The organism is Niastella sp. OAS944 (genome assembly GCA_024809215.1).
In the GTDB taxonomy this organism is placed as follows: Bacteria; Bacteroidota; Bacteroidia; order Chitinophagales; family Chitinophagaceae; genus Niastella.
Genome location: JANUBW010000002.1, coordinates 462,964 through 488,687, shown reverse-complemented (window position 1 = coordinate 488,687; position 25,724 = coordinate 462,964). Strand labels below are relative to the sequence as shown.

At 43.2% G+C, this 25,724-nt stretch carries 14 protein-coding genes; 9 read left to right on the top strand and 5 right to left on the bottom strand.

Annotated features, from left to right (window positions below; translation table 11 throughout):
• Positions 1 to 22: 22 nt before the first annotated feature.
• From GGD38_RS12560 to GGD38_RS12540, 5 genes are all read right to left on the bottom strand, one after another.
• Positions 23 to 3,490, bottom strand: a complete 3,468-nt coding sequence (locus GGD38_RS12560) for a SusC/RagA family TonB-linked outer membrane protein (protein ID WP_375300495.1) — start codon at positions 3,488 to 3,490, stop codon at positions 23 to 25.
• A 77-nt stretch (positions 3,491 to 3,567) separates the two neighbouring features.
• On the bottom strand, positions 3,568 to 4,416 hold the full coding sequence (locus GGD38_RS12555; RefSeq protein ID WP_375300496.1) for a FecR family protein: 849 nt from the start codon (positions 4,414 to 4,416) through the stop codon (positions 3,568 to 3,570).
• Positions 4,417 to 4,723: 307 nt separating this feature from the next.
• Positions 4,724 to 5,275: an RNA polymerase sigma factor gene (locus tag GGD38_RS12550; RefSeq protein WP_375300497.1), complete on the bottom strand. Its 552-nt coding sequence runs from the start codon at positions 5,273 to 5,275 to the stop codon at positions 4,724 to 4,726.
• A 475-nt stretch (positions 5,276 to 5,750) separates the two neighbouring features.
• Complete coding sequence (locus tag GGD38_RS12545) at positions 5,751 to 6,788, bottom strand: PorP/SprF family type IX secretion system membrane protein (RefSeq protein WP_375300498.1); 1,038 nt, start codon at positions 6,786 to 6,788, stop codon at positions 5,751 to 5,753.
• Positions 6,789 to 6,790: 2 nt separating this feature from the next.
• Positions 6,791 to 11,611: a PKD domain-containing protein gene (locus tag GGD38_RS12540; protein WP_375303827.1), complete on the bottom strand. Its 4,821-nt coding sequence runs from the start codon at positions 11,609 to 11,611 to the stop codon at positions 6,791 to 6,793.
• 285 nt (positions 11,612 to 11,896) lie between these two features.
• Here GGD38_RS12540 and GGD38_RS12535 point away from each other — a divergent pair, with 285 nt between their 5' ends.
• The 9 genes from GGD38_RS12535 to GGD38_RS12495 all read left to right on the top strand — a co-directional run bounded on the left by GGD38_RS12535 (position 11,897) and on the right by GGD38_RS12495 (position 25,714).
• Positions 11,897 to 13,570 carry a hypothetical protein gene (locus GGD38_RS12535; protein WP_375300501.1) on the top strand — a complete coding sequence of 558 codons (1,674 nt, stop codon included), beginning with the start codon at positions 11,897 to 11,899 and terminating at the stop codon, positions 13,568 to 13,570.
• A 119-nt stretch (positions 13,571 to 13,689) separates the two neighbouring features.
• Entirely contained in the window at positions 13,690 to 14,400 is a 711-nt protein-coding gene (locus tag GGD38_RS12530; RefSeq protein WP_375300502.1) for a hypothetical protein, read from the top strand.
• A gap of 212 nt (positions 14,401 to 14,612) precedes the next feature.
• A complete protein-coding gene (locus GGD38_RS12525; protein ID WP_375300503.1) occupies positions 14,613 to 15,053 on the top strand; it encodes a hypothetical protein in 441 nt (146 codons plus the stop codon).
• Between the two features lie 28 nt (positions 15,054 to 15,081).
• On the top strand, positions 15,082 to 15,780 hold the full coding sequence (locus GGD38_RS12520; protein ID WP_375300504.1) for a hypothetical protein: 699 nt from the start codon (positions 15,082 to 15,084) through the stop codon (positions 15,778 to 15,780).
• Positions 15,781 to 15,870: 90 nt separating this feature from the next.
• The gene (locus GGD38_RS12515) at positions 15,871 to 16,581 is read left to right on the top strand and encodes a sterol desaturase family protein (RefSeq protein WP_375300505.1); all 711 of its coding nucleotides are present in this window, start codon (positions 15,871 to 15,873) and stop codon (positions 16,579 to 16,581) included.
• A gap of 246 nt (positions 16,582 to 16,827) precedes the next feature.
• On the top strand, positions 16,828 to 18,156 hold the full coding sequence (locus GGD38_RS12510) for a T9SS type A sorting domain-containing protein (protein ID WP_375300506.1): 1,329 nt from the start codon (positions 16,828 to 16,830) through the stop codon (positions 18,154 to 18,156).
• Positions 18,157 to 18,264: 108 nt separating this feature from the next.
• Complete coding sequence (locus tag GGD38_RS12505) at positions 18,265 to 19,062, top strand: ankyrin repeat domain-containing protein (RefSeq protein ID WP_375300507.1); 798 nt, start codon at positions 18,265 to 18,267, stop codon at positions 19,060 to 19,062.
• Between the two features lie 37 nt (positions 19,063 to 19,099).
• A complete protein-coding gene (locus GGD38_RS12500; RefSeq protein ID WP_375300508.1) occupies positions 19,100 to 20,248 on the top strand; it encodes a WG repeat-containing protein in 1,149 nt (382 codons plus the stop codon).
• Between the two features lie 201 nt (positions 20,249 to 20,449).
• Positions 20,450 to 25,714, top strand: coding sequence for a S8 family serine peptidase (locus GGD38_RS12495; protein ID WP_375300509.1), 5,265 nt, complete (start codon positions 20,450 to 20,452; stop codon positions 25,712 to 25,714).
• The last annotated feature ends 10 nt before the right edge of the window (positions 25,715 to 25,724 follow it).

The following is a 25,724-nucleotide window of genomic DNA, read 5'->3' as shown; positions in this document are numbered from 1 at the left end:
TTACTGATCAGATCTTATGTTATTAAAATCCGAACGATAAATTAAAGCCCATCGTGCGGGTGGAGGGAAGCTGTCCGGTTTCAAAACCTCTTACAATGTCCGATCCCGCCAGTGTACCAAATTCCGGATCGAATATGGGCCATGGTGACCAAATGAACAGGTCGCGACCGTAAATACCAATGGTTGCCGAGGCCAGGCCAAGCCTTTTAAGTAATTTGGGTTTGAAGGCATAGTTTAACGAAGCCTCACGGAACTTCACAAAGTCGGTACTGAAAGTGCTTCCTTCAGCATTGAAGCTACCCATGGAGTATTGATAATACTTGTCGATATCGGTTGCCACCACATCGTTGGTACGGTATTTCCCATCGGCGGTTTCAACTACACCGTTGCCAATAATGCCATTGTACCTGCCCGGTAGTGTTGATTTAAGTTTGCCCTGCTCAACCATTTTGTAATGGGTAAGCGAATAACCCACTGCTCCCACCTGTGCATCGAACAGTACATTTAAGCTGAAGTTCTTATAGCGAAAGGTATTACCAAGGCTGAACTTGTATTTGGGTATTGTATTGCCCAGGTAAATAATACTTTCAGTGAGCTTGGGAAAGCCGGTAGCTGCATCAAAGATCACCTGTCCGTTGGGACTGCGCTGATAACCGGTGCCATACATATCGCCCATGCTGCCACCTTCGGTAAGTACTATTTGACCATTGGCTATATTGCCGGCCCGCAGTACCAGCGAACTATCGGGCATTGAAATAACCTTGTTCTGGTTGTAAGAAAAAGTTCCAAAAATGCTCCAGTCGAAGCCGGATTTACTTATAAAGGGTTTGACATTAAGATTTAACTCTATGCCATTGTTCCTTACTTTACCCGCATTGATAATGGCCGAAGTGTAACCCGAAGAAGCGTCTATGGTCCTTGTGAAGATCTGATGTTGCGTGTTACCGAAATATACGGTTACATCTAACCCTAACCTGTTCTTGAAGAACTGTAATTCTGTACCCAGCTCAAATGTTTGGGTGGCAAGTGGTTTTAAGTTAAAGTTAGGCAAAAGGGCAGGGGCTTGTACGGCACTATCGGGGAAAGTACCATTGTTTGCCGGTGAGTATCTATATGAAGTTAAATAGGCTGAAGTACCGCCACTGCCCACGGCTGCAAATGATGCCCTTAACTTGGCATAGCTGATAATATAGGGTAGGTCTGCTACTTCCGACAATACAAAACCGGTATTGATAGAGGGATAGAAAAACCCTACGTTGCCCGTTCTTTTTGTTTGGGCCAATGTACTGCTCCAGTCCTGCCTGCTGGTGATTTCTGCATTCAGGAAGTTTTTATAGCCCAGGTTTATGATACCGTATAAACTGTTTATTTGATACTGGCTTATATCATCGGGCATATGAATAAGACCGTACTCCGTATTCTCAAGGGTATATATACCGGGTAAGTGTAAACCGTCGTTGCGTACATCCGTCTTTTTATAATCGTTACGCAACTGGCTGCCGCCAAGGGTCACGCCAAGCCTTACATTGGGGTTCAGGCTTTTATTGTACCTGGCCATGAAGTCGTAACTCTTTTCCTGCGAATTGATGTCCTGCCTTCTTACAGATCCCTTGGGGAGGCGTACGCCTGCATCCCATGGCCTGTCCTGCTCACGTTTATCACCCGCCCAGTCGAAATTACCACGCAGCATCAGGTTCAGGTCTTTGGTAAGCTGGTAGTTGAGGGTAACGTTGCCGGTTACGTTGTTCCTTCTTGTTTTATTTAAAAATTCGTATGCTATTGCATAAGGATTTTCGGGGTAAGAAGAGAATGGATATTTGATCAGTTTGTAAAGGCTGTCGGTTGCCCAATAGTTTTTCAGCCAGTTAACATCGGCATTGGGCTGCCAAAAGATGTACCAGTACATCAACGACTGGTTCCCATATCCTGCTGCAGGCAGGTTATCACTGTTCCTGAAACCGTAGTTTACTTTGGTTGAAAGTTTTAATTTTTTGGTAAGCTCTGTATTAGTGGTAAGGCTCATGTTCTTGCGCACCATACCCGTGTTGGGTACTATCCATTTGTTGTTTTCTGTACTCATGGTTACCCGAATACCCGTACTACCCAGTTTACCATCAACGCTGATATTGTTCCTGAGATCGCGGCCCAGGTCCCAAAAATCATTGATATTATCGTAGGGCACCCAAGGTGTGCGTTCTTTACCTGCCTTTTGGGTGGTGGGGTCGTATTGGTAGAACGACTGGCCATCGAACTTGGGTCCGTAAGCTGAACTGGTGCCGTTGGTGCCGGCGCCATCATCGGTTGTGCCGTAAGAATAGTAAATGGCTCCCCCGGTACCCTGGCCGTATTCATATTGCAGGTCGGGATATCTGTTCACCTGTTCAAGGTTTCCGTTAGCGGTGTAGCGTACGCTAAAATGGCCTTTCTTTTTTTGTTGAGAAGATTTTGTGGTGATAACGATGGCGCCGTTAGCTGCCCGTTGGCCGTATAATGCGGCAGCTGCGGGGCCGGGCAGAACAGAAACACTTTCTATATCCTGCGGGTTAATGTCATTTACAGAGCTGCCATAATCTGCCGGCAGGTTATCGGCGCCGGTAGCATACACCTGGTCGCTGGCGTTGGCCGAACGGCGACCGCTTCCATTATTGATCACCACATTATCCACTACTATCAGGGCTTCATTATCGCTATTAAGGTTGTTTTCGCCGCGAAGAATGATCTTGCTTGAAGCGGCAGGGCCCGAGCCGGAACGAACGAGGTTCAAACCGGCTACTTTACCCGAAAGAGCATCGAGCCAGTTGGAAGACGCCGCATCGGTAAGCTGGTTGCTATCTACTTTGGTAAGTGAATAACCCAGCGATCTTTGCGATTTTTTAATACCCAATGCCGTTACCACCACATTCTGCATTTGCTGATCGTCTTTCTGCAACACGAGGTCTAAAGGTTGCGCATCGGCAGTGAATTTTTTTCTCAGTGGTTTGTAACCAACGGCAGTGATCTCAACAAAACCACCCGATACAACCGGCAGGGTTTTGCTGAACTGTCCATTGTCATTGGCTATGGACACCACATTTTTTTGTCCTTCCTGTTTAATGATCACAGTAGCGCTGGGAACAGGAGCGCCACCTTCCATAATGGTACCTTTCAATACCATGGTAGCTGCTTTTTTAGGTGCATCACTTTTTTTGATGACCCAGCTGCTGCCGCTGGCGGTGGCTGAAAAGCCGCCGGGTTCCAATACTTTATTCAATAACTCACCAACACTGCCTGCCTCATACGATGCACCGGGCACCTGTACTGCAGCCAGTTCATCATTTGCATAAGCCAGTTTCACTTTAAATACACGGCCAAATTCTTCAGCAATTGCGGCTAAATTACCAGCTGCATGCCGATAGTGCAATTGCGCCGTTTGCGCCTGCAGGTTAATAAACCCTGCCATAAGCAATAATAGAAGCGCGGTGAACGGTTTAGTTAGTTTTACGTGTTCCATATATTCATTTACATTATAAACAATACAGTGCCGCTCCGCTTTTCAGCAGATCAAAAAATGGGTGTTGGTAAGGATGATTAGTGGATATTGAAACCGGTCAATGTGTTCAGCACCGTTAAATTATCGTGCAAAGAAATCGTCAGGTCCCAGGTTAGCGTTACCTTTTTTTTATCATCAACAGTGTTGTGTGTAAGCTTAACCTGGTAATATGTTTCAATTCTATTCAGCAATTCGGATAACGTAATGTTTTGCAATCGTACTTGTTGTTTCAGCCACCAGTCTGCCGAAACCGGGTCAATGGTATGCACCGTACCCGTTATAGCATTGGTGGTAACCACCTGCTGGCCTGCTGTGAGCAACCGGTTGCCGCTTGTGTTTTTCAATGACACTTTACCTTCTTTAACGGTAAGTTGCAGATCAACCGAATCGAGTTTACGAATGGTAAATGCTGTACCTACAACTGTTACCTGTTGCCGGTTAATATCAATGGTAAACGGATGTTGTGCATCTTTTGCCACGCTGAAAAAAGCCGTTCCCTTTAATAATACCGTGCTGCGCTGTTTTTGAAAATCAGTGTGCACTTTTACCGTTGACCCGGGCGCCAGCCAAACAACCGAACCATCATCAAGCATGATCTTCTTTGAGCTGTCGGTACTGGCCAGCTCCTGCCATGGGTTTGTATTTATCTGCGAACCATTACCTGGTATCTTAATAAAGATGGCAATTAGTATGGCGGCTGCCGCACTTAAACCAATAAAGAAGAACTGCTTTTTATGCTTCTTCCGGTTATCTATGCGATCGTTGATACTATTTAGCAACAGTTGCTTTTTTTGCATGCCCATATCGCCGGGTGATTTCCATGCCTGCTGCCATTGCTCATCGTTATTACTTATATTATCCTTGTTGTGCCTTGATTTACGGGGCATGCAAAATAGCTTTAGTTAAAAGACGTTGGTTGAAACAAACCGGTACTAGAATAAATGTTGAGTTAACAATTTGGTCACATAGCTAAATTCCAAATCACAAGTTCCAAGAACCAAATAAAAAATACAAAAACACAAAATACAAGAACCAATTATGAAATCTCAAATCACATGAACCAAAAAAGAAATCACAAAACCCAAAATGCAATGACCAAATAAAGCAATCCAAAGTCATATGGGATGATTAAGCCCTGTATTCTTTTGGAACTTGAGATTTGGATTTTGAGATTTTTGGGCGAATTTGAGATTTCTATTGGCGTAACATTTTCATCACCCTTTGGCCGGCGGTGTGTAGTTGGTTCTTTACCGTTTGTTCGCTCAGTTGTAATTCAGAGGCGATCTCTTTTACTGATAATTGTTCTTCGTTCTTCATGGAGTAAATGCGGCGCATTTGGCCGGGCAGTTTGTTGGTGGCATTTTTCCAGATATGATATACCTGTTTGTATTGATACTGCTCATCGGGGAGGGGCTTTTCTTCTATATACTCGGGAAACTCTTCGGTAAGTGTATATCTTTTTCTTTTAGAAGCCCGTTGGTGATCGCTGATGCAATGCTGAACGATGCGGTATAAATAGTTGCGGAATGAAGATTGGATAACAATAGATGCACGTTTGTTCCACAGGCGAAAGAAAACCTCCTGCAGAACATCATCGCCTTCTTCCGATCCGTTCAGCCGTGCACGTATGTACGTGTGAATGGGATCGGCAAACCGGTTAAAAATTTCATCAAAAGCAATTGGGTCTCCCTGTTTCAGTTGCGTCAACAGTTCATTTTCATCAGGAACAATTGGCTGAAAATTCATATGGGTGCAAACTTAACACCCATATTTTCTAACCTAAAGAAACCTATTTTACCAAATGTTTAAGTTTTTTAAAGTAGAATACGGGTTTTTCGCTTACATAATCGATTGTATGGTTTAATTACCTTATGCATCAGCCGCAAAAAGACGCAAAAATGAAACAAAAACACCGTTTGCGAAACCGGGAATGGTACCATTCAGGTTGAAAAACAAAAAAGTGTGTTGCTAAAGTGTCGCGCTGCCTGATTACACATTATAAGTGCGTAATTATGGTGTACAGGTGGCTGACTTTCCTGCGCGGGTGCGTATTTGTGGGCGGCAAGTGTGTTATCCCAGGCTGTAAATGTCACACGTTCCTTTTCAGGTGCGGCACTTACGATCAAATGCAGGCAGCAAACCTCCTAAGTGCGGCAGCAAAGCCATAATGCCAGCAAAAGAGTGGGGGGACGCACTTGTACAAAGAAGACGGTATCGAAATCTAAAACCTCACCGGGCAAATCACTCTCTCCTGGCTGCTATTGTTTTTTCTAAAGCTTTTAAACGTTAACCCCAATTCAAAACCGCCACGCATTTGGCTGCCTGTTTTTAAGGGGGATGTATTGATGTCATAACTTAACGAAACGGAAAATGATCGAATGTCCATTTTAACTACGGGAACAACCGCATCTTTATATCGGATAAATAAACCGCCATGCAGCACATAGGAAGGGTTGTCGGAAAAATCGCCTAACGTATTTGAATACCAGCCGCCACCAATAATTTCCCGAGACGAACCCTGTATGAATACGTCCTGGTGAAATGTGAAACTATGAAAATCGTCGATGGTAAATTTAAGCCCGGTTGAAAACACATATTTTGGTTTTAACTCAATAGCCGCATTTTTATAAAACGAGGTTTTAGGCCGGTTTATATGGTGGTAAGCTGCCCCAATAAAAAACATATGCTTATCCTCGCTACCTAAAGAAGTATTAAAATTCATTCCTACGCTTCCATCCCAATAGCCAATGGTAGGGTCTGTAAAGTATTCGCCGGTAGGCGCCCCTGCATTCCAGTTCTCATCATAATACTGGTTGTTGGTTGTTATTTTGGAATAGTCTATGCTTTTTTGGACCCAGCCCCCCATAAAACCCAATGAAATATAGCTTGTTCGTTGGGTGCTGAGCGACTTATGGTAATTTACAACTGGCAATATATGCGTGGTAGATTGAACGGCAGAACCGGCTTTATCTAATAGCAACTGTGCACCTACTGTGATAAAATCATCGCCGCCACTAACCGGCATTTTGTACTCGCCGTTGATGGAGGCGGTGCGAAATGAATTTGGTGTAACACTCTTCCACTGGTCGCGGTACACCATTTGCAAGCGCAAATCGCCATCAAATAAACCTGCCAGTGAAGGATTGCGCAATAGTGGCGCCTCAAAAAACTGGGAGAAATGTATATCCTGGGCATATGTGTGTGTTAGTGCCACCACTAATGCCAGGCTTGTCATAATTTTTTTGAATAGCGTTTTCATAGTTATCTTATCAACGTAACATCTCCTTTAAATGTTAGGGCTTGTCCGTTTTCACAAACCACTTCAACAACATATACAAATACATCCTCGTTTACCGGGGCGCCTTTATACGTACCATCCCATCCTTTTGAAGCATCGTTGGTGTAAAAGGCCAGTTGTTTAAATATTTCCTCGCCCCAGCGATTGTAAACGCGGAACCTTTGTATATACGAAATGCCTTTTCCTCTTGGGAAAAACACATCATTATTACCATCGCCATTAGGGGAGAAGGTATTGGGTATAAATATATTTTCTCCGTTACATACTACTAAAAGCGTAACAGAGCTTTCGGTTACACATCCACCTTCGTTGGCAACCTGCAGCTTATGTTGAATGGTTTGTTTGGGTGTACTTACCGGTGCCGCGCAGTTGGTGCAACTAAGCCAGTCGGCAGGCGACCAGTTGATGCTTACTACATCTGCTGAAAGCGTTGGCTGCAACTTCACCGAAGTGCCTACGATTACGGTCTTTTCCTTCTCCAGCGTTATTGTAGGATATGGATATACGACCACCGGTACATACGCCGTGTCTGCAAAACAATTGTTCTTATCCTTTCCAATTACCTGGTACAAGGTAGTTGTCTGCGGTTTAGCAATGGGGCTGGCATTTTGAGCATTATCCAATCCAATAGCCGGTGTCCAGTTATACAGATCGGTCCCACTGGCTTGTAATCTGTAGGTTTCACCTATACAAATGGTGTCGCCGTTATTGACCGCAACGGTAAATGGTTGTTGTACTGTTACCAATACCGAGTCGGTGGCCTTACAACCAAATGCACTTTCCCCTTCTACATAATATTTTACAGTTGAGGTTGGGTTCACCATTATACTGCTGCAGGTGGTGCACGACAGGTTGCCGGTTGAGCTCCATTTGTAATTTACAGCACCCGAAGCCTGTAATAGTTTGGGTTGATCGCGGCAAACTACAATAGGGTTACCTGCATCAATAGGAGGCAGCGGGTGAACAACAATTGGATAAACCATTTTTCCTGAGCAATTGTAGGAATTGGTAATCGTTAGCGCTACATTATAATTGCCCGCCCGGGTGTAATTAGCAAGCGGCGGATCTTTTACATTTGCCGTTTGTCCGTTATCAAAATCCCACGACCATGATAATGCATAAGGATTAAGGTTTAACAGGCTGCCGGCAAATTGAAAATTCACAGGTTCACAAGCCGAGGTTGGGCCGGTAATGCCTGCCTTGGGCGATGGTATTACCTTCAGGGGAACGGTTAACGCTGTATCGTGTTTACAATTATGCAGGGTGGTCACTTCCAGTTTTACCGGGTAATCGCCCACGGCCAGGTATTCATGAGAGAACGATTTGGTGGTAGCAGTAGTGCCGTCGCCAAGGGTCCATACATAACCAGTGATAAGATCATTCGTTATAGAAGCATCATTGAACTGAATGAAACCTCTGTCGCACAACGATTGTTTGTCTGTAGTAAAACCGGCCTGTATGCCATAAACATAAAGGGTATCTTTTCCGGCTACGGGTACCTGGCATCCCTGTGCATCTTTCAATATCATTCTTGGTAAATAGCTGCCGGGCCTGTCATACGTATGTGCTGTTGTAGGATTGACCGGGGTGGTTGTAGTTGTGGCGCCATCATTGAAATCCCATACAAATGATACGGCATCGGTGGTATTACCTGTAAAATTCACAGCAAGGGGCGCACAGCCCGGTGTTTTATTATAAGTTAGCGTGCCTTTGGGGCCGAGGATGGTAATTTTTTGATCGTGAATAATATCTACACAACCTCCCTTACTGGTTACTTTCAGTATGGGCCAGTACTCACCGGGATACGTATAAAAATGTGAAGGGCTGTTTAGGTTAGATGTATTGCCGTCACCAAAATCCCATTCAACACTTTCAGCATATTGTGAGGTGCTGGAGAACTTCACTACCAGCGGCGGACAGCTGCTTTGATTGGCGCTGATTGAAAAGGTGGCAACGGGGTCATTTATTTGAACATAATTCAATTTGGTAAACGAATTGCGACAGCCATACTGATCGGTATAGCCAAGTTTTATGCTATAGGTTCCCTGTTTGTTATAACTATGCACCGGGTTGGCGCCGGTGGTGGTTTGTCCATCACCAAAATCCCAGGTATAGGTATACGATGGATCACCAATACTTTTAAATGCAATATTTTTTAAAGTACAACTCATAGAGTCGGGCGACATAAAGCTTGCCTTCGGATCGGCAATAAGAATTTTTCCCGAAGTGCTGTCTGTACACCCTTTGCTATCGGTTACTTTTAACGTAATGGTATAATTGCCGGCCTGTGACCAGGTATGTCTAAAGGATACAGGGTTTATTTCATCGGGTGTTCCATCACCATAATTTATGGTTCGGCCAAAAATGGAAAGCGGCGCATCAACAGTCGACCAATCGGTAACAACAGCCGGTGCATTGATACAGGCAGCAGCGGGCGGAGCCAGGGCGGCGGTGGTTTTAATTACTTTTACCGGCAGGGCAATTTGTTTCTGACATTTATTGGTGTCAATTATTACGGCGTATACCGTATAGTTGCCAGGTTTAGTATAGGTTTCTGTAACAATAGATTGGTTGAACCAGCTGCGTACTGAATAGTTTGATGTAATATGTTTTGAGATCAGGTTGGTGGTATCGCTGATCGTCATGTTAAAGGTAATGTCTGTATTGGGGCAAATGGTGTCTTTTGTAGCCGTAAAGGTCAACGTATTGTCAACGATAAAAACATTTGTTGAGGTGGTATGACGGCAGCCGCCATTTACCACTGTTAAGGTTACAGTATACTTACCGGTAGCGGCATATACATGTGAAGGATATTCGAGGTTCGAAGTGGTTCCATCACCAAAATCCCAATGGAAAGACAGAGGTGCCATTGATCTGTCAAACAGGGAGGTATTGTCGAACCCTCTCCAGAAAGGATTACCGCAGCTTATTATTTGTTTGAAGCGGGCAATGGGCGGTGCTATCCTTACATAATTAGGATAGGTTATCCACGAAGCACAGCCATTGCTTTTTACCGTTAGTGATACGCTGAAACGGCCTGTGTCTGTATAAATATAGGTAGGGTTTTGTTGGTCGGCTGTGCCGCCATCGCCAAACTGCCAGAACCATTCTTCTATTTTATCGGTTGATGGCGGAATGCTTTTTGAAAGATCGGTAAAGTTAACCGGGTCCGAAGCGCATACCTGCAAGGGGCTGGCTGTAAAGGCCACCGTTACTTTATTACCTACTTTTATCAGATTGCTTTTACTGATGGTTTCCTGGCATCCATCCTTTGTTGTATATGTAACGCTGAGGGTATACAGCCCTTTTTGCGTATATACATGGGTGGGTTTGGGATCGGTACTGGTGGTGCCATCGCCAAAATCCCACAAATAGCTGATGATGGCTACAGGCGAATTAATATCCAGGGTGGGCGAGAAGTTATAGGGTACACAGCTTTCCTGAAAAATATCCACTATTCTTACTATCGGTTTTTGCACCACCACATAACCAGGCTTTTCAATTGTTTCGCTACAACCGGCACTATTGGTAATGGTAAGCGAAACTTTAAAGGAGCCTTCTGTATTATAAATATGAACAGGCGCCTTATCGGTACTGGTGGTGCCATCGCCAAAGTCCCATTTCCAGTCCACTGCATCCGGGGCATTTGCCTGGAAGGCGGCAGAGTAGGGGGCTTTACAGGATAACCTGTCAGGTGAGGTGAAATCAACGACAGACCGTTTTATAATTTGAATAGAACCGGTTCGGGTATCGATGCAACTTCCAAAATTAACTACCTGGGTAATTGGGTAAGTGCCTATGGCTGCATAGGCGTGGGTAACCGAGGCGCCGGTGGCAGTAGCGCCGTCGCCAAAATTCCAGAAAACGCTTACCGGATTGGTTGTCGATGAATTACTGAAAGTAACCGGTTTACTTACACAACTAATAGCGGGGGAAGTAAATTTGGCTTCGTTAAGGCCCACCTCAACGTTGTTGTTAATAAATGTATCGGTACAACCACTATTGTTTTTTATGGCCAGTTTTACTATGTAATGGCCGGCGGCAGTATACGTATGAAAAGGATCTTTAGCTGTGGATTGACTGCCGTCGCCAAAATCCCAGGCATAGCTCATGGTCCCTGTGCCGGTGCTTGTGTTGGTAAAGGGTACTGTAGCCGGCGCTTTACAACTGGTGGCGCTTCCCGCTGTGAATGCGGCTTTTACCCCTGTTTGAATATCTATCGCTTTAAGCCGGGTAACAGACGCGTTACACCCATTACTGTTTACCGACCGTAATGAAATGTTGTATTGCCCCGTGCTGCTGTATGTATGTTCGGGATGCTGCAGGGTGCTGGTAGTGCCATCGCCGAAATCCCATAAATAGCTAACGGCGTTACCGCTGCCAGGGATACTTTGGTTTGTAAAGGAAACTTTTAGCGGAAAACAACCCACCGTTGCCGATTGGGTAAAATCGATGACAGGCGAAGCATATGCGTTTATATATTGTGTTTTGGTTATTGAGGCGGAGGCAGTTCCTTTTTTAACAGTAAGTTTTATGGTATAAATCCCGGGATTGAAATAGGTTAATGAAGGATGCTGATAGTAGGAGATAGTACCATTGCCAAGGTCCCATTCCCATTGGTCGGGATTACCGGTAGAGGCGTCGGTAAAATTAACCAGAAGCGGCGCGCAACCTGCTACCGGCGTAGCAGAAAAGTTTGCAGTGAGCTGGGCTTGTATGTTATTGAAAAAAAACAGTAAACATAGGGCCACGCTGATCTTATACAGCGCAATGTTAGTTTTCATAAATATTGGAACGTGCTTAAGTAGGGTATTACTGGTAAAACGCTGCGTATAGTAATTAAAGTATTGACTGTTAGGGATTCTTACAGTATTTCAAGATAAGCAGGTAGTAGAAATACAACGATCGGAATAAAAATAAAATGTAAACCGGTATCAGGTAATGATTTATACTTTACAAAATGATTTATGCGGAAAATACGGAGTGTGGATTTTTTTTGATTTCGTTTACAGGGCCTTTTGTCATATTGCCTGGCACAAATTATGGATGATAAGTGAGGAGGGCTATGTATGCTATCTAACAGGGAAATAAGCCGTTTGCTAAGCCTGTATGCCGAATTGCTACAGCTACACGGTAAAAACGAACGCCTGTCGCATATTTTATCAGGCGCCGCTTTCCATATAGGCAGGCTGGGCAATGAACTGGCCACCATGTCAAAAAAAGAACTACAGGCAGAGCTGCGTCCAGAAACGGTAAAGATAATCCTGGAAGTAAGAGAAAAAGGTTCCATTGAAGAACTGGATGAACTTATACAGCTAACTCCGCCCGGATTATTCGATATGATGCGAATAAGGGGATTAGGGGGCAAAAAACTCCACGCGTTATGGCATATTGGAAAGATTGACAATGTTAACGATCTGCTGGCAGTTTGTAAAGCAGGAACGCTTGATATACCTGGTTTTGGTGAAAAATCGCAACAGAATATTATAAAAGCGATAGAAGCATTAAACGAGCAAAAAACGCTGTTCCATTATGCAAGTGTTGCCGATAGCGGTAACCAGTTGGTAAAAGCATTACAAACGCTATTCAAATCAAAGCTGGTTAGTCTTTGCGGTGCTATTCGCCGGCAAACAACTACCGTAGAGGGTATAGAGCTTATTATGGCTGTTACCACCGCTAAATTGAAAAAGACAACAGCTGTTAAACGGTGGCTGGTAATTGATTCGCAAACAACTGATATTACCAATGCTCATACCCTAGACGAACTTCCTGTAACTATTTATCATACAAACAAAGACAGTTTCTATGAACAACTGTTTCGAAGAACAGGTGTAGAAGCGCATGTAAGCAAAGTGCTGAAGAAAATAAAAGGTGCGCTGGCTGTTTCATCAGAAGCCGCAATTTATGAAAAGGCCAGGCTGCCTTATATAGAGCCGGAAATGCGGGAAGACCTGGTGGAATGGGATTTCCATCGCCGGAAAGAACATCTGCTAACGGTAAACGATATTACCGGTGTGGTTCACAACCATACAGATTGGAGCGACGGGGTTGACAGCCTGGAGGCATTTGTAAATGCCTGCAAAAGAAAAGGCTATCAATATTGTGTGGTGTCTGATCATTCGAAAAATGCTCATTATGCCGGCGGGTTAAAGGAAAAGGATGTGATAGACCAGATTGCGGCAATAACGGCGCTCAATAAAAAGCTGACACCATTCAGGGTATTTACCAGCATTGAATGTGATATTCTGGTGTCGGGTGAGTTAGATTATGATCCTTCCTTATTAGGTAAACTGGATCTGGTGATCATATCTGTTCATCAATTACTGAGGATGGATGAGCAAAAAGCTACTAAACGGCTCATCAAAGCGATAGAGAATCCTTATACAACTATATTAGGTCATATGACCGGCAGGCAATTACTGATTCGGCCAGGTTACCCTGTAGATTTTAAAAAGGTAATTGATGCATGTGCTGCCAATGGTGTTATTATCGAGGTGAACGCCAACCCTTATCGCCTCGATGTTGACTGGTTGCACCTGCCATATGCAATGGAAAAAGGCGTAATGATCTCTATCGATCCGGATGCACATAGCATTGCAGAGATAGATAATATCCGTTGGGGTGTAAGTGCTGCAAGGAAAGGCGGTTTAACAAAGGAACTGACCTGGAACGCCCAGCCACTCGACTGGATTGAGAAGTATTTAAAAAAGCGCAAAGGGGCCATAAAGCGTAGGAAGGAATAAATGAGTTTTAGTTAGGTATTAGGTTCGCGGAATCTGCAAAACTACTGTTTATGCAAAGTGGCAGTTTTTAGCATCATGAATGTATGATTAAATTTCTTTGTTCAACTCTTTGTTCTCTTTTGTGTTTACTGTTCGTTCAGGGACAGGATACAAAAGAAAATGCTGCTTTTTTCAACCTGATTCAGGATATTGTTGCTACTGAAAGGGTAGGCAACAATCTTGTTTATAGGTTAGACACTTTAAAAGCAAAGTTTATACCTTCAAGAAGTAACCTAAACGATTACTTCAACCGGGATATTGACTTCGGCTTTAAACACCGCCGGATCAATTTGAGGTTGAATTTTGCGAGGTATCAAATAGACCTTCTTTGCAGGAATGATACAATCTTTTTAAGCTCCATTTCATCTGCCGGCTACAAAAGCATCAACTACAACAACTACAATAAAGAAGTGATTGCTCTATTCTTAGAGGAGCGTAATAAACTTTATCGCTCACACAAAACTCCGGCAGAACTAATTAAAGATCTTTCATTGCCTGAAGAATATGCCTTTCATTGTGGTGACGGTATGCCAAAAACAAAAAAGGGGCAATACATTGAGCGCCTGGTTGATGAAGAAAACACCGTAGCCCTGATTGATATGCTGAAAAGCTTTAATTGTGAAACACAGGCTTATGGCGTCGCAGGATTGGAAATGCTTAAGAAGCAGGATTATCAGATTTCGGATGGTGCTCAAAAGCTAATTGACCATATTAAAAAGCGAAATTCAGACCTGATAGTATGCGCAGGTTGTTTGTCGGGGCTAATTGAGAAAGTGTATTCAAGGGAATAACGCAAGTGGGTATTTTGGGCATTTATGGCAATTGTTTGCCCCTCTGTTAATGATCAAGAATAGATTGCCTTACAACTGGCAAGCGTTTTGATAAACAAGCAGGATTTTATAATGCTCTATAGCCGTGCGTACTATTTCATCGAAATAATACGATACGCTATCACAGTAGAAACCAAATTCCCTGAATAAATATGAAAATGTCTATGCGCCCTATGCGAATTCTTATCGTGTTACTATTTGCGTTTTCCTCAACCTCGGCTTTTGCAAAACTTAAAATTCCTTTTGGTGAAAGAGAAGTATTAAAAAAAGTGTATGACCTGCCTGATACCGATTCATTCAAAGTAAAGGAAGGTCAATATTTTGATTTGGCTACACTTCACAAGGAATATAACATTGCCTGGTTTCTTCCATTATACATCACCGAAGAACCCAGGCTGGTGGGTTACGACGGACAGGCAGATAGTTATTATGATATACCCCAGGACGAGATAGATGCCATTTTAGCATCACAAAAGCTAAATAAAGCAAGCATCAACAAATTATCTTTCTATACAAGATATGGAGGTAAATTAGTTGGCTTGTTAATTCTTGGTCTTATCATTTATGGAGCTATTCCTTCAAAAAAGGAAAAGGTGGAACCTAAAACCGTTTAAACCAAACCTTACATTAGTTCTGTAACTTATGGACCCGATACTTTTTTTGATCCCGGTAGTATTGGTTATTGCATGTGTGGTGTTTATGGTCATAATGAACAAACGTCACAAGGCTGCAAAAACCGAAATAAATATTGACCAGGAGCGTGGGCATTATTCTTTATACAAGGATGAGTTATTGAAGCAGGATTTTTCTTTTCTTCATGAGTGGATGAATGGTAAAGCAATTGATGCATTCAGCGCTGCGTCTATACCTCAAAGCACCGCCAGTAAAGCGCAAACCTTTGTAGGTGACGGTCTCAAAAGGGCAGCGTTATCGGGTGTTGGAATAAAATTTTACCGGGTAGAAACGGATGCTTATTGGGTATTGAGTGGTAATGAACTGCATTTTTTTACAACCGATACCGAAGGAGAATTGGAAGAGCATTTGATCTTTGATAATTCGCGTATAGAAAAAGCGCAACTACAAAATGGTGGCGTATTAAAATCTCAATTGGGAGTATATGCGAAACAGGCAGAAGAATATTTACCCAAAGTTCATATTATCACATTCGATATTGATGGCACCCGGTTAGCGCTTGAAATTCATGATAGGTTAAAATACGCAGCAAACGCTGCAGATCTCTGGAATCTAAAAAAGCAACTTCAGGTTAGGGCCAAATATCAGGTGGTAGGGGAACGATTGGTAACGGAACTAAAATCGCGATTCTCTAATTTGACAGCTTAATGAAATAAAAAAGCCTCGATTTGATCGGGGCTTTTTTATTTATGCATATTTTACAAAACGACTTAAGAGCATTAACTTACCGCATCGTTTATGAACAACCTCCTGCAATCCTTTGCCGCGCTGCCCGAAACGCTTGTATGGGGCATCTTCCTGGCCGAAAACCTGCTGCTTACCGGATTGGTCCTTCTGGTGGGCCGCTTCATTCAGCGCTGCTACGATCCTGCAACGGTTACCCCTTACGTCGACAACAGGCGTGAATGGTTTATCTGCATCATCACGAATATCCTCAACACAATCATTACCTATCTTGGTTACTGGCTTTGGAAAAAAGGGTTCATAGTTACCGGCACAACCATTACCTGGCATATCATTATCGATTTTTTTCTGCTGTTCCTGGCCATGGACCTGCTGATGTACCTTTTTCACTTTCTCATACACAAAACAGTGCTCTACAAGCTGATCCATCAACTGCACCACGAAGCCGTACATCCCAAACCAATAGACCTGTTCATTCTGCATCCTATAGAAACGCTCTCCTTTGGCGCACTCTGGTTGGTGCTGCTCGTTTGCTATGCTTTCAATATCTGGGCTATCATTATCTATCTTACGGTAAATCTGGTATTCGGGCTTGCCGGTCACCTCGGTATCAAGCCCCTGCCTGTTGCTATAAGGCGCCTGCCTATATTCAATGTGCTTGGCTCCTCTACTTTTCACCACGACCACCACGAAGATGTAGCCTATAACTTTGGTTTTTATACCAACCTGTGGGACCGGCTGTTTGGAACATGGAAGCGTCCGTGAGATAATAATGCCATTGGTACTAATTGTATTACCGCCTGCAAACCGAATGTAAAGGTCATTAACAGTGCCGGACAAACGGTACCGCAGTTTACAAACCTGAGCACGCTGCCTTTATGTTCAACATATCTCGCCATTAACAATCTTTACCGGTTGCGACAACGTTTGCATAAAAAAAGTAGGTTAGGAACTTACAATACCACCAATGTGGTACCATACTTGAAGTAAGCGGGCAAATTAAATGTTCACATGAGAAAACAGTTCGTACCCTTACTATTTGGGGGCGCCTTATGCCTTATCAGTCCGTTTGCAAAAAGTCAATGTACCGTTACCGGCTGGGCCAGCCAGAATGGTGGAGTTACCGGTGGCGGTACTACCACTGCTGTAACGGTGACCACTTACGCAGAACTTAAATCAGCTATTACTACTTCCTCGGTAAAAAATGTGGCCGTTTCAGGCACAATTACCATCCCTTCGGGTGGCCGTATCAGTTTCCAGGACCAGAGCGGCAAAACCATTTTCGGCATGCCCGGCAGCAAACTGGTGTCAACCGATCTTACAGCAGATAATTCAGGCATCATCTACGTAAAAAGATGTACGAATATAATTTTCAGAAACCTCATCCTGGAAGGTCCCGGGGCGTATGATACAGACGGTTATGATAACATGACCCTCGATAATTGCAGCAATGTGTGGGTAGATCATTGTGAATTTCAGGATGGCCTCGATGGTAATTTTGATATCAAGAATATGAGTGATTACATCAACGTAACCTGGTGCAAATTCATTTATAACAAAGCGCCCATAGCCGGAGGGCCCGGTGGTGCCGACGATCATCGGTTCAGCGATCTGTTTGGCTCCGGCGATGGCGCTACAGCCGATCGGGGGCACCTGCGCGTTACCATGCAAAACAACTGGTGGGCGCAGGGATGTGTGGCCCGCATGCCCCGCGTGCGGTTCGGAAAGGTGCATATAGTAAACAACCTGTTCAACAGCACTGTTGCCAAACAATGTATACAGGCAGGTTTTGAAGCCGATCTGCTGATCGAAAGCAACGTGTTTGAAAATGTTGCTAAGCCTATTGATAAAATGAATAATGACTTTACGGCTATCACTGAGCAGAATAATATTTATACCAATACAACAGGTAATAAAACCGGAAGCGGCACGGCATTTACGCCGCCGTATACCCTTAATACAACACCTGTTGCCAATGTAAAAAGCCAGGTAATGGCCAGCGCCGGCGCCACCTTAACAGCCGATTGTATGATCGTACTTGACCTGCAACCCAAAAACAAACCATCTGCGCAGGAAGAGATAACACGCACGGTCATCTATCCCAATCCGGTGAAAGACAAAGTAACTATAACTGTTGCATTGAAAAAGAATGAACAGGCTGAGATCAGGATCTATGATGCACAGGGACGTCTGGTAGATGTGCTGCAAACCGTTACGGCTGTCACGGCCGGCACGCAAAGCATTCCTTATATAATAAAGGGTAATATACAGGGAATTTATAATGTAGTTATAACAACCAATCAGGGGATGAGGTCAACGTATAAGCTGATTGTGCAGTAATCGGCTTTTTTTAAATAAATAGCAATATAATAGCGTTAATAAGTAATGACGCAGGAAGAACAGTTTAGTAATATATGGAATACGAAGGACCTTTCTAAACAGATAGAAATGGCCGATAGCTATTTATCTGTGTATCCTGATATAGATTGTGTGATTGGTAAGGATATTTATTTTAAGAATTCACTCTTGCATTTAGCCTGTTCGGTTGATAATATTGATTTAGTGAAGTTCTTACTCGAAAGAAAGGCAAATGTAAATAAAGTTTATAGAGGTCAAAATCCACTTCATTCTGCTATAACTAATGGCAATAAACATAACAACCAATTTGAAATTATTAAATTACTAACAAAAAGCGGGGTTAATATTCGGCAACGAATTGAAGATGGATACAAGCAATCCTGCTTTCTTCTGGCTTTGCAATGCTGTAAGTTAGAGATTGTAGAATACCTGGATAAGAACTTTCCTGAAAGTTGTTCAAAAGGTATTGAATTTGTTTCCAGTGGGCTTCATGCTGCAAGCCACAACCATGCCAACTTAAAAGTACTAACATATTGTTTACAGCTGGACCAGGACGTAAACAAAGTTGATGAATATGGAAATACTCCAATACTGGATACTCATGGAAAAAAAGGTAACGTAGAACAACTCTTAAAGTATGGAGCAGATATTAATTTTCAAAACCCATATGGTTCAACAGTTTTACATGTGAGCGTTGGTACTGAAATTGAAACTTCAATAAATTATACGGATGAGTTAGATATCTCAAATACAGAATTTTTATTGGCTAATGGTGCAGATAAAACAAAAGTAAACGAAGATGGTTTTACAGCACTTGACATTGCAACGCTTGGTTATGGGGGCGGGTACCTGACTGAGATATATACTGAGTTATTTGCGAAATATTGAACATAAATAGCGATCGACCTTACCAAAACCGAAACCTATGACGACAGATAAGAAAAAAATGGGACTGGCCAAAGTTAAACCTAACTGGGACTTTTGGGGCATTATTGACCCTAACGGAAATTATGTACTTGAACCAATCTGCCATTATATTTTTAACTGGGCGGAGGGAATTGCCTGCCTTGAAAAAGTTCCCAGCAAAATTGATATAGGTAACAATTGGAAAAATCATTATAATGGAGAATATGGCTTTATAAATGCCGAAGGAGAAATGATAACGGATTTTTCCTTCGGTTATGCAAAAAGCTTTTACAATGGAATGGCTGCAGTTAACAAAGGTAAAAAGTGGGGGTTTATAGATAAAAAAGGAGAAATTATTTTTCCTTGTGAGTTCGATGATGTTCATCATTTTAACGAACTGGGTTGTATTGCATCACTTAACAATAAATGGGGGTTAATAGACAGGAGCGGAAAATGGAAAATTGAAAATACGTTTGAAAGTATATCGGGGTTTTCTTTTGGACTTTCAGTTGCTGCTACCAATGGAAATAGTTTTATAATAGACACTAGCGGAAATAAGATTGTTGACCTTCCTAAAGAATGGAATTGGTTTGAACCTGTTTCGGAAAAGTTGATTTTATTCGGCAATGCAAATTATTATACAGGCGGATATATTTATGGTTTTATGGACTTGCACGGAAGAGTTAAATCAAAACCTCATTTCTGCACAAGCGATGATTATTTTACTGCAGGATTTACCGATGGAAAATTATTTGTAGAAACCCTGGACGGGAAGAGTGGTTTTGTAAATGAAGAAGGCGAGTTTCAAATTTCAAGCGTAACTAATGTTACGAACGTAACGGCGAAAATCGAAACTCCCCAAAGACCATTTGACGAAGTGTTGAAATTCTCAGAAGGATTCGCAGTTGCCAGAAAAGGAGAGCTTTGGGGAGTAATTAACGAGCGCAATGAAGTGGTGATTGACTTTATATACAAACAATGGTTCGTGCGAAGTCGTGGTGACCAGGGGTTATTCTTTTCTGACATTTCTCCTGAATTCTCTTGCGGACTAATTGGCGTGTGTGAAGAGCGGGAGACAATATATTCAGGCTATATTGATAAAAGCGGCCAAACAGCAATTGAATTAAAATTTAGAATTGCCGAACCATTTTATTATTATAAAGAATAAATAAGACCGTGATTTATGTTTTAAAGGGGGGCTACCGAGATGCAGCAGACGCGCTTTTTGGCCAAAATAACACAGTTATTATCTAAAACAACGCACTTATTAGATTTCTTTCAATTGTTACAATCATATAATATCTTTACTACTGCCAGAATAGTGTTAGTACAATAATCTTATGAACCTGTTCCTGTTAAAAGTCCCCTGATGAAAACCTGTTTATTATTTATTACCCTGCACCTTTTCCTTTTATCCGCATTGGCCCAGGAAATTACGCGGCCGGTTCAATTGAAAAGTGGCATTCTTGCCAAATCAAAAGATCTTCGCAACCAATTTCATCTTACTGATTCGCTAAAAAAGTTTCATTTCAAAAACCGGTTTTATACCCTTATTCAGTTTAAAGAATTACCAGGTGCAACAGAACGACGGGCACTTGCACAGGACGGAATAGTTTTATACGACTATATTCCCGATAACACCTTTCTGGCCGAAATAAATGATAACATTGGGTTAAGCCGGCTTAAAAAAAGCAATATCAGCGGAATTTATACTTTACATACAACCGCCAAAATTGCTCCTGATCTTGTTCAGGAATTAAAGCACGCGGCAAGGGATGCGGATAAGGCGATAGCCGTAAGTTTTTATGGAAATATTGACAAAGCCGGCGCCATTGCCGAATTTAAAAAAGCAGGCGCCCAAATTATAGAAACAGCCATTGAGCCGGCCCGTGTTGTTTTTATTGATGCCTCAGCTGCGGTTGTACAAAAGATCGCGGCACTTCCTTTCGTATCTTACATAAGCAGCCAGTATTTAAAAACAACACCCCTTAACTATAGGAACCGCGGCGCACATGCGGTGAATCCGTTAAGCGCCCCGGCCGGTCGCAACCTGCAGGGTACAAATGTTACAGTGGGTATTGGCGATGTGGGCTATCCGGGTTCGCATATTGATCTTACTGGGCGATTATTAAACGAGGACCTTTCATTGGCCGACGACCATCCCACCATCGTAACAGGAAATGTAGCAGGTGGCGGCAACCTGAACCCAAAATATAAGGGTATGGCGCCGGAAGCCAATATCATTAATAAAAATACGTCTCAAATTGTTACAGACGCCCCGCAGCTGGTAACAAATTACAATATGGTGCTTACCAATAATTCTTATGGCAGCGGCCCGCCCGCTTGTGCAGACGGGGGCTATAATGTTTTGAGTAATTACATTGATGAGCAAATGAACACTTATCCCTCTCTGTTGCATGTGTTTGCCTCAGGGAACGCGGGCGAGACTGCTGTATGCACGCCTTACCCGGCCGGATTTGCTACTGTAGGTAGTGGATTTCAATCGGCGAAAAATGTGTTAACCGTTGGCGCTATAGACAATTACAATTACAACATTCCCGGTTTCTCAAGCCGTGGCCCCGCCGCCGATGGCCGCCTGAAGCCCGAGTTGGTTGCGGGCGGAGTCGCCATTGTGTCTACTCTTCCTGAAAATAAATATATTACCACTTATGGCACCAGCTGCTCGGCACCAACGGTAACCGGTATTCTGGCCCTGCTATATGAGCGGTACAAACAGCTGCACGGTGGCAGCAATCCCTCATCGGCATTAATAAAAGCGGTAGCCTGTAATGGTGCAGTTGATGTGGGTAACCCGGGACCCGACTATACATTTGGATTTGGGAATATAAACGCGCGCAATTCAGTAGAAGCTATTGAAAATAATACCTGGTTTACAGGTACCCTTGATAATGGCGGTGCTGCCAGCTTTAATGTTCCGGCTGTTCCGGCAGGCACAGCACAAATAAAAATATTACTATATTGGAATGATCGTGCTGCTTCTGTGAGCGCTACCAGTTCGCTGGTAAATAACCTGGACCTTACTGTTACAACCCCCGATGCTATGGTTCACTACCCCCTGGTATTGGACCCCTCGGCCGCCAACGTTAACAGTGTAGCCGTGGAAGGTATCGACAACAGGAATAATATTGAACAGGTTGTAATTAACAACCCGCCTGCGGGAAATTGTACCATAACTGTGAAGGGCAGTGGCATTGCCCAGGGGCCGCAGGAGTATGTAGTGGTTTACCAGGTAATTGAACCAGGTGTAAAGGTAGAATATCCTTTTGGCGGGGAAACGCTGGTGCCTGGTGAGCAGGAGATCATTCGCTGGAACGCATCCGCTGACAATACCAATTCTTTTACTATTGAATATTCGTTGAATAACGGCGGCACCTGGCTTACTATCGACAATAACGTGGCTGCCACAAACCGTAATTATGTATGGACGATGCCAGCTTCAATAGCAACTACTACCGCGTTGATACGGGTGAGCCGCAACAGTACGGCTTATACAGATGTAAGCGATTATAGTTTTGTTGTATTAGACACTACCAGCGTTGTTGTTACAGATACCAGCGCATTTGCAGGTAATGCCAGATTATTATGGAGCAGCATACCGGCTGCCACCAGTTATGAAGTTATGATGCTGCGGGGAAAGAATATGCAGGTGATTGCCAGCACCACTAATACCAGTTATTCGCTGAGTGGGTTAAGTGCCGACAGTACTTATTGGGTAGCAGTACGCGGTGTAATGGGATCAACTGCAGGTCGCCGTTCAACCGCTCAGTGCATTAATCCAAAGTTTGTTGCTCCGCCTGCTGACCTTGCTCTTGTATCGGTTACAAATTTAATCTGCGGCCGTAAAAATACTTCTTCACAATTAGGTATAGTGGCTCCCCAGGTGTATATAAATAACCGGAGGTATAAGATAACATCCGGTTCTGCCAGCATCAGCTACCAGGTAAATGATGGCATACCGGTAACAGAAACTGCTTCCATAAACCTTGCTGCCTATGGAAATACCATGTATACGTTTGCAGCCGGCTATGATTTTAGCAACACTGGAAATTACAGTGTTAAAGTGTGGATCGATTATCCCGGCGATATCGCGAAAAGCAATGATACTGTAAAATTCACCGTAAAACATTTAACAAACGATCCAATAGTATTGGCCCCTTCCTTTACTGAAGGATTTGAAAACGCTGCTGTACAAACGTATTCTAACGGCGCCATTGGGTTTAACGGACTCGATCGCTGCGACTTTTTTAGTAGCAGCCCAAATGGCCGGGCGCGAACATTTGTAGATGCCGCAATGGTTCGCACCGGCAACCGGGCAGTGACACTTGATCAGGACATTTATAAGGTTAACAGAAGTGCCGACAGCCTGATCATTACTTTTAATCTGAGTAATTATATTTCATCAGATAAAGACTTGTGGTTATTGCTTTATTTCCGCAATGAAGGAATAGATTTTTCTGCTGAGGGCAACAAAATATGGATCAGGGGAAGTGACCGGGATGCCTGGATACCTGTTTATACATTGCCTTACAACCCTGCAGATTTTGGCGTTTACCGCGCCATGCCTAAAGTTAATATTAATCAAACATTAGCCCATGCTTCACCGGTGCAAACAATTACCAGCAGCTTTCAGGTAAAATGTGGTCAGGAGGGATATTATTCTGTCATTTCTGTTGCACCTGGTGCTAACGATGGTTTTACTTTTGATGATATAACAATTGGGTTTTTGGATGATGACGTAAGTATGCAACAGCTGGTGGAACCAACTGCTGCGGGTGTGCCAGGTGGCAATCAGTCTATTACTGTTCAGGTTAAAAACCACAATCCTGCAGCGGCAATTACCAATGTACCGGTATCTTATAAGGTAAATAGTGCGCCAACCGTTACTGAAAATATACCTTATATAGCACCCGGCGCTACAGTAAATTATACATTTACCCAAACCGCCGACATGGCGCATTTCACGAAATATACAATTGCAGCATGGGTGTATTACAGTACAGATACTTTGCCAGCCAACGACACGCTCATTACCACCATTACAAAAACTGATACTTTACCTCCTATAACCAGTTTCCCTTACCTGGAAGGTTTTGAAAGCGCTGATCCGCGAGGCTGGTATGCAACCGGTACCAATAACAGCTGGTTATGTGGCGCTCCATCAGGTATCGTTATAAACAAAGCAGCCAACGGTAGCAAAGCCTGGGTCACTAATTTAAGCGGAAATTACAACAACAATGAATCGTCATACCTGTATTCACCCCGCTTTGACCTCAGCACGCTGGCACAGCCGGTATTATCATTCAGCCGTATTTTACATACGGAAAGTAACGACTATACTCAAGTTGAATACAGCACTGACGGACAAACCTGGCAAACCGCATATGGTTATATTGGAAGTATCTTCTTGCGGTGGCATGTGTCAAGTTTTGAGATTCCAACAAGAGCAACCAGCGTACGGTTCAGGTTCGCATTGCACAGCGATGAAAGTGGCACCGCTGAAGGCCTAGGTATCGACGATGTTCATATTTATGACAAAGCTTCCATGTACTTCAGCGAAGGCATCCCCGGCCACTCAACAAAGCCGGTAAGTGGTAATAACTGGATTGATTTTACTTCTGATGCAGGTTATGAGGGCTACAAGCTCTTCGCCTCCATCAATGCAAATGGGCAAGACCTTGGCAATGTCGACGCAAGCGTATACTTAGCTCAATTCTATTTTCCATACAACGATGGACATCAATATTATCTCGGCAGGAATATCGTAATAAAACCAACCAATCAACCTGCTGCTCCGGTAAAGGTTCGATTTTATTTTTCAGAAGCTGAGGTTGAGTCGCAGGATTATGTTGAGGATTGCAATAGCTGTACAAAACTGCCGGATGCATATGCCGCCGGAATTACGCAATACAGTAATGCCCCGGCCGAAGAGGACAGTACTTTAAGTAATAATATCAGCGGCACGTGGCGTTTTATTACGCCTTCGCAGGTAGAGGTTATACCTTACGATTATGGATATTATGCAGAATTTGAAGTAAGCAATTTATCGGAATTCTGGATCAATCCCCTTCCGCGGCTGACTGCGCCGTTACCACTGCAATTGGGCGATTTTACTGTTACAAGAGTTGCGAAAACCGCTTTATTACAATGGGCAACGTATTCAGAATCCAATACAAGCCAGTTTATTATTGAAAGAAGCACCGATGGTGTCAATTTCGTAGCTATAGGCGCTGTGCCGGCCAGCGGAAACAGTAATACTAAAAAACAATACCGGTTTACCGATGAACATCCGGCAAAAGGAATAAATTACTATCGCCTTAAACAAACCGATATTGATGGGAAATTCAGCCATTCGCCCATACGAAAAATAAGTGTTGATGATAATTTCACCATTACATTGAAACCTAACCCGGTAACACAAGGTGTGTTATTCATTACCAGCACAGTTAACTGTAGCCGAGTTGAGTTGCGTGAGGCAACAGGCAGATTAGTTAAAACGGCATCTGTTAATGCAATGCAAACGCAGTTGCCCGTACACGATGTAGCCAGGGGAATGTATTATATCACTGTAGTAACCGATAATGGCAGTGAAGTTAAAAAGGTGCTTATTGAATGATTGAATTAAA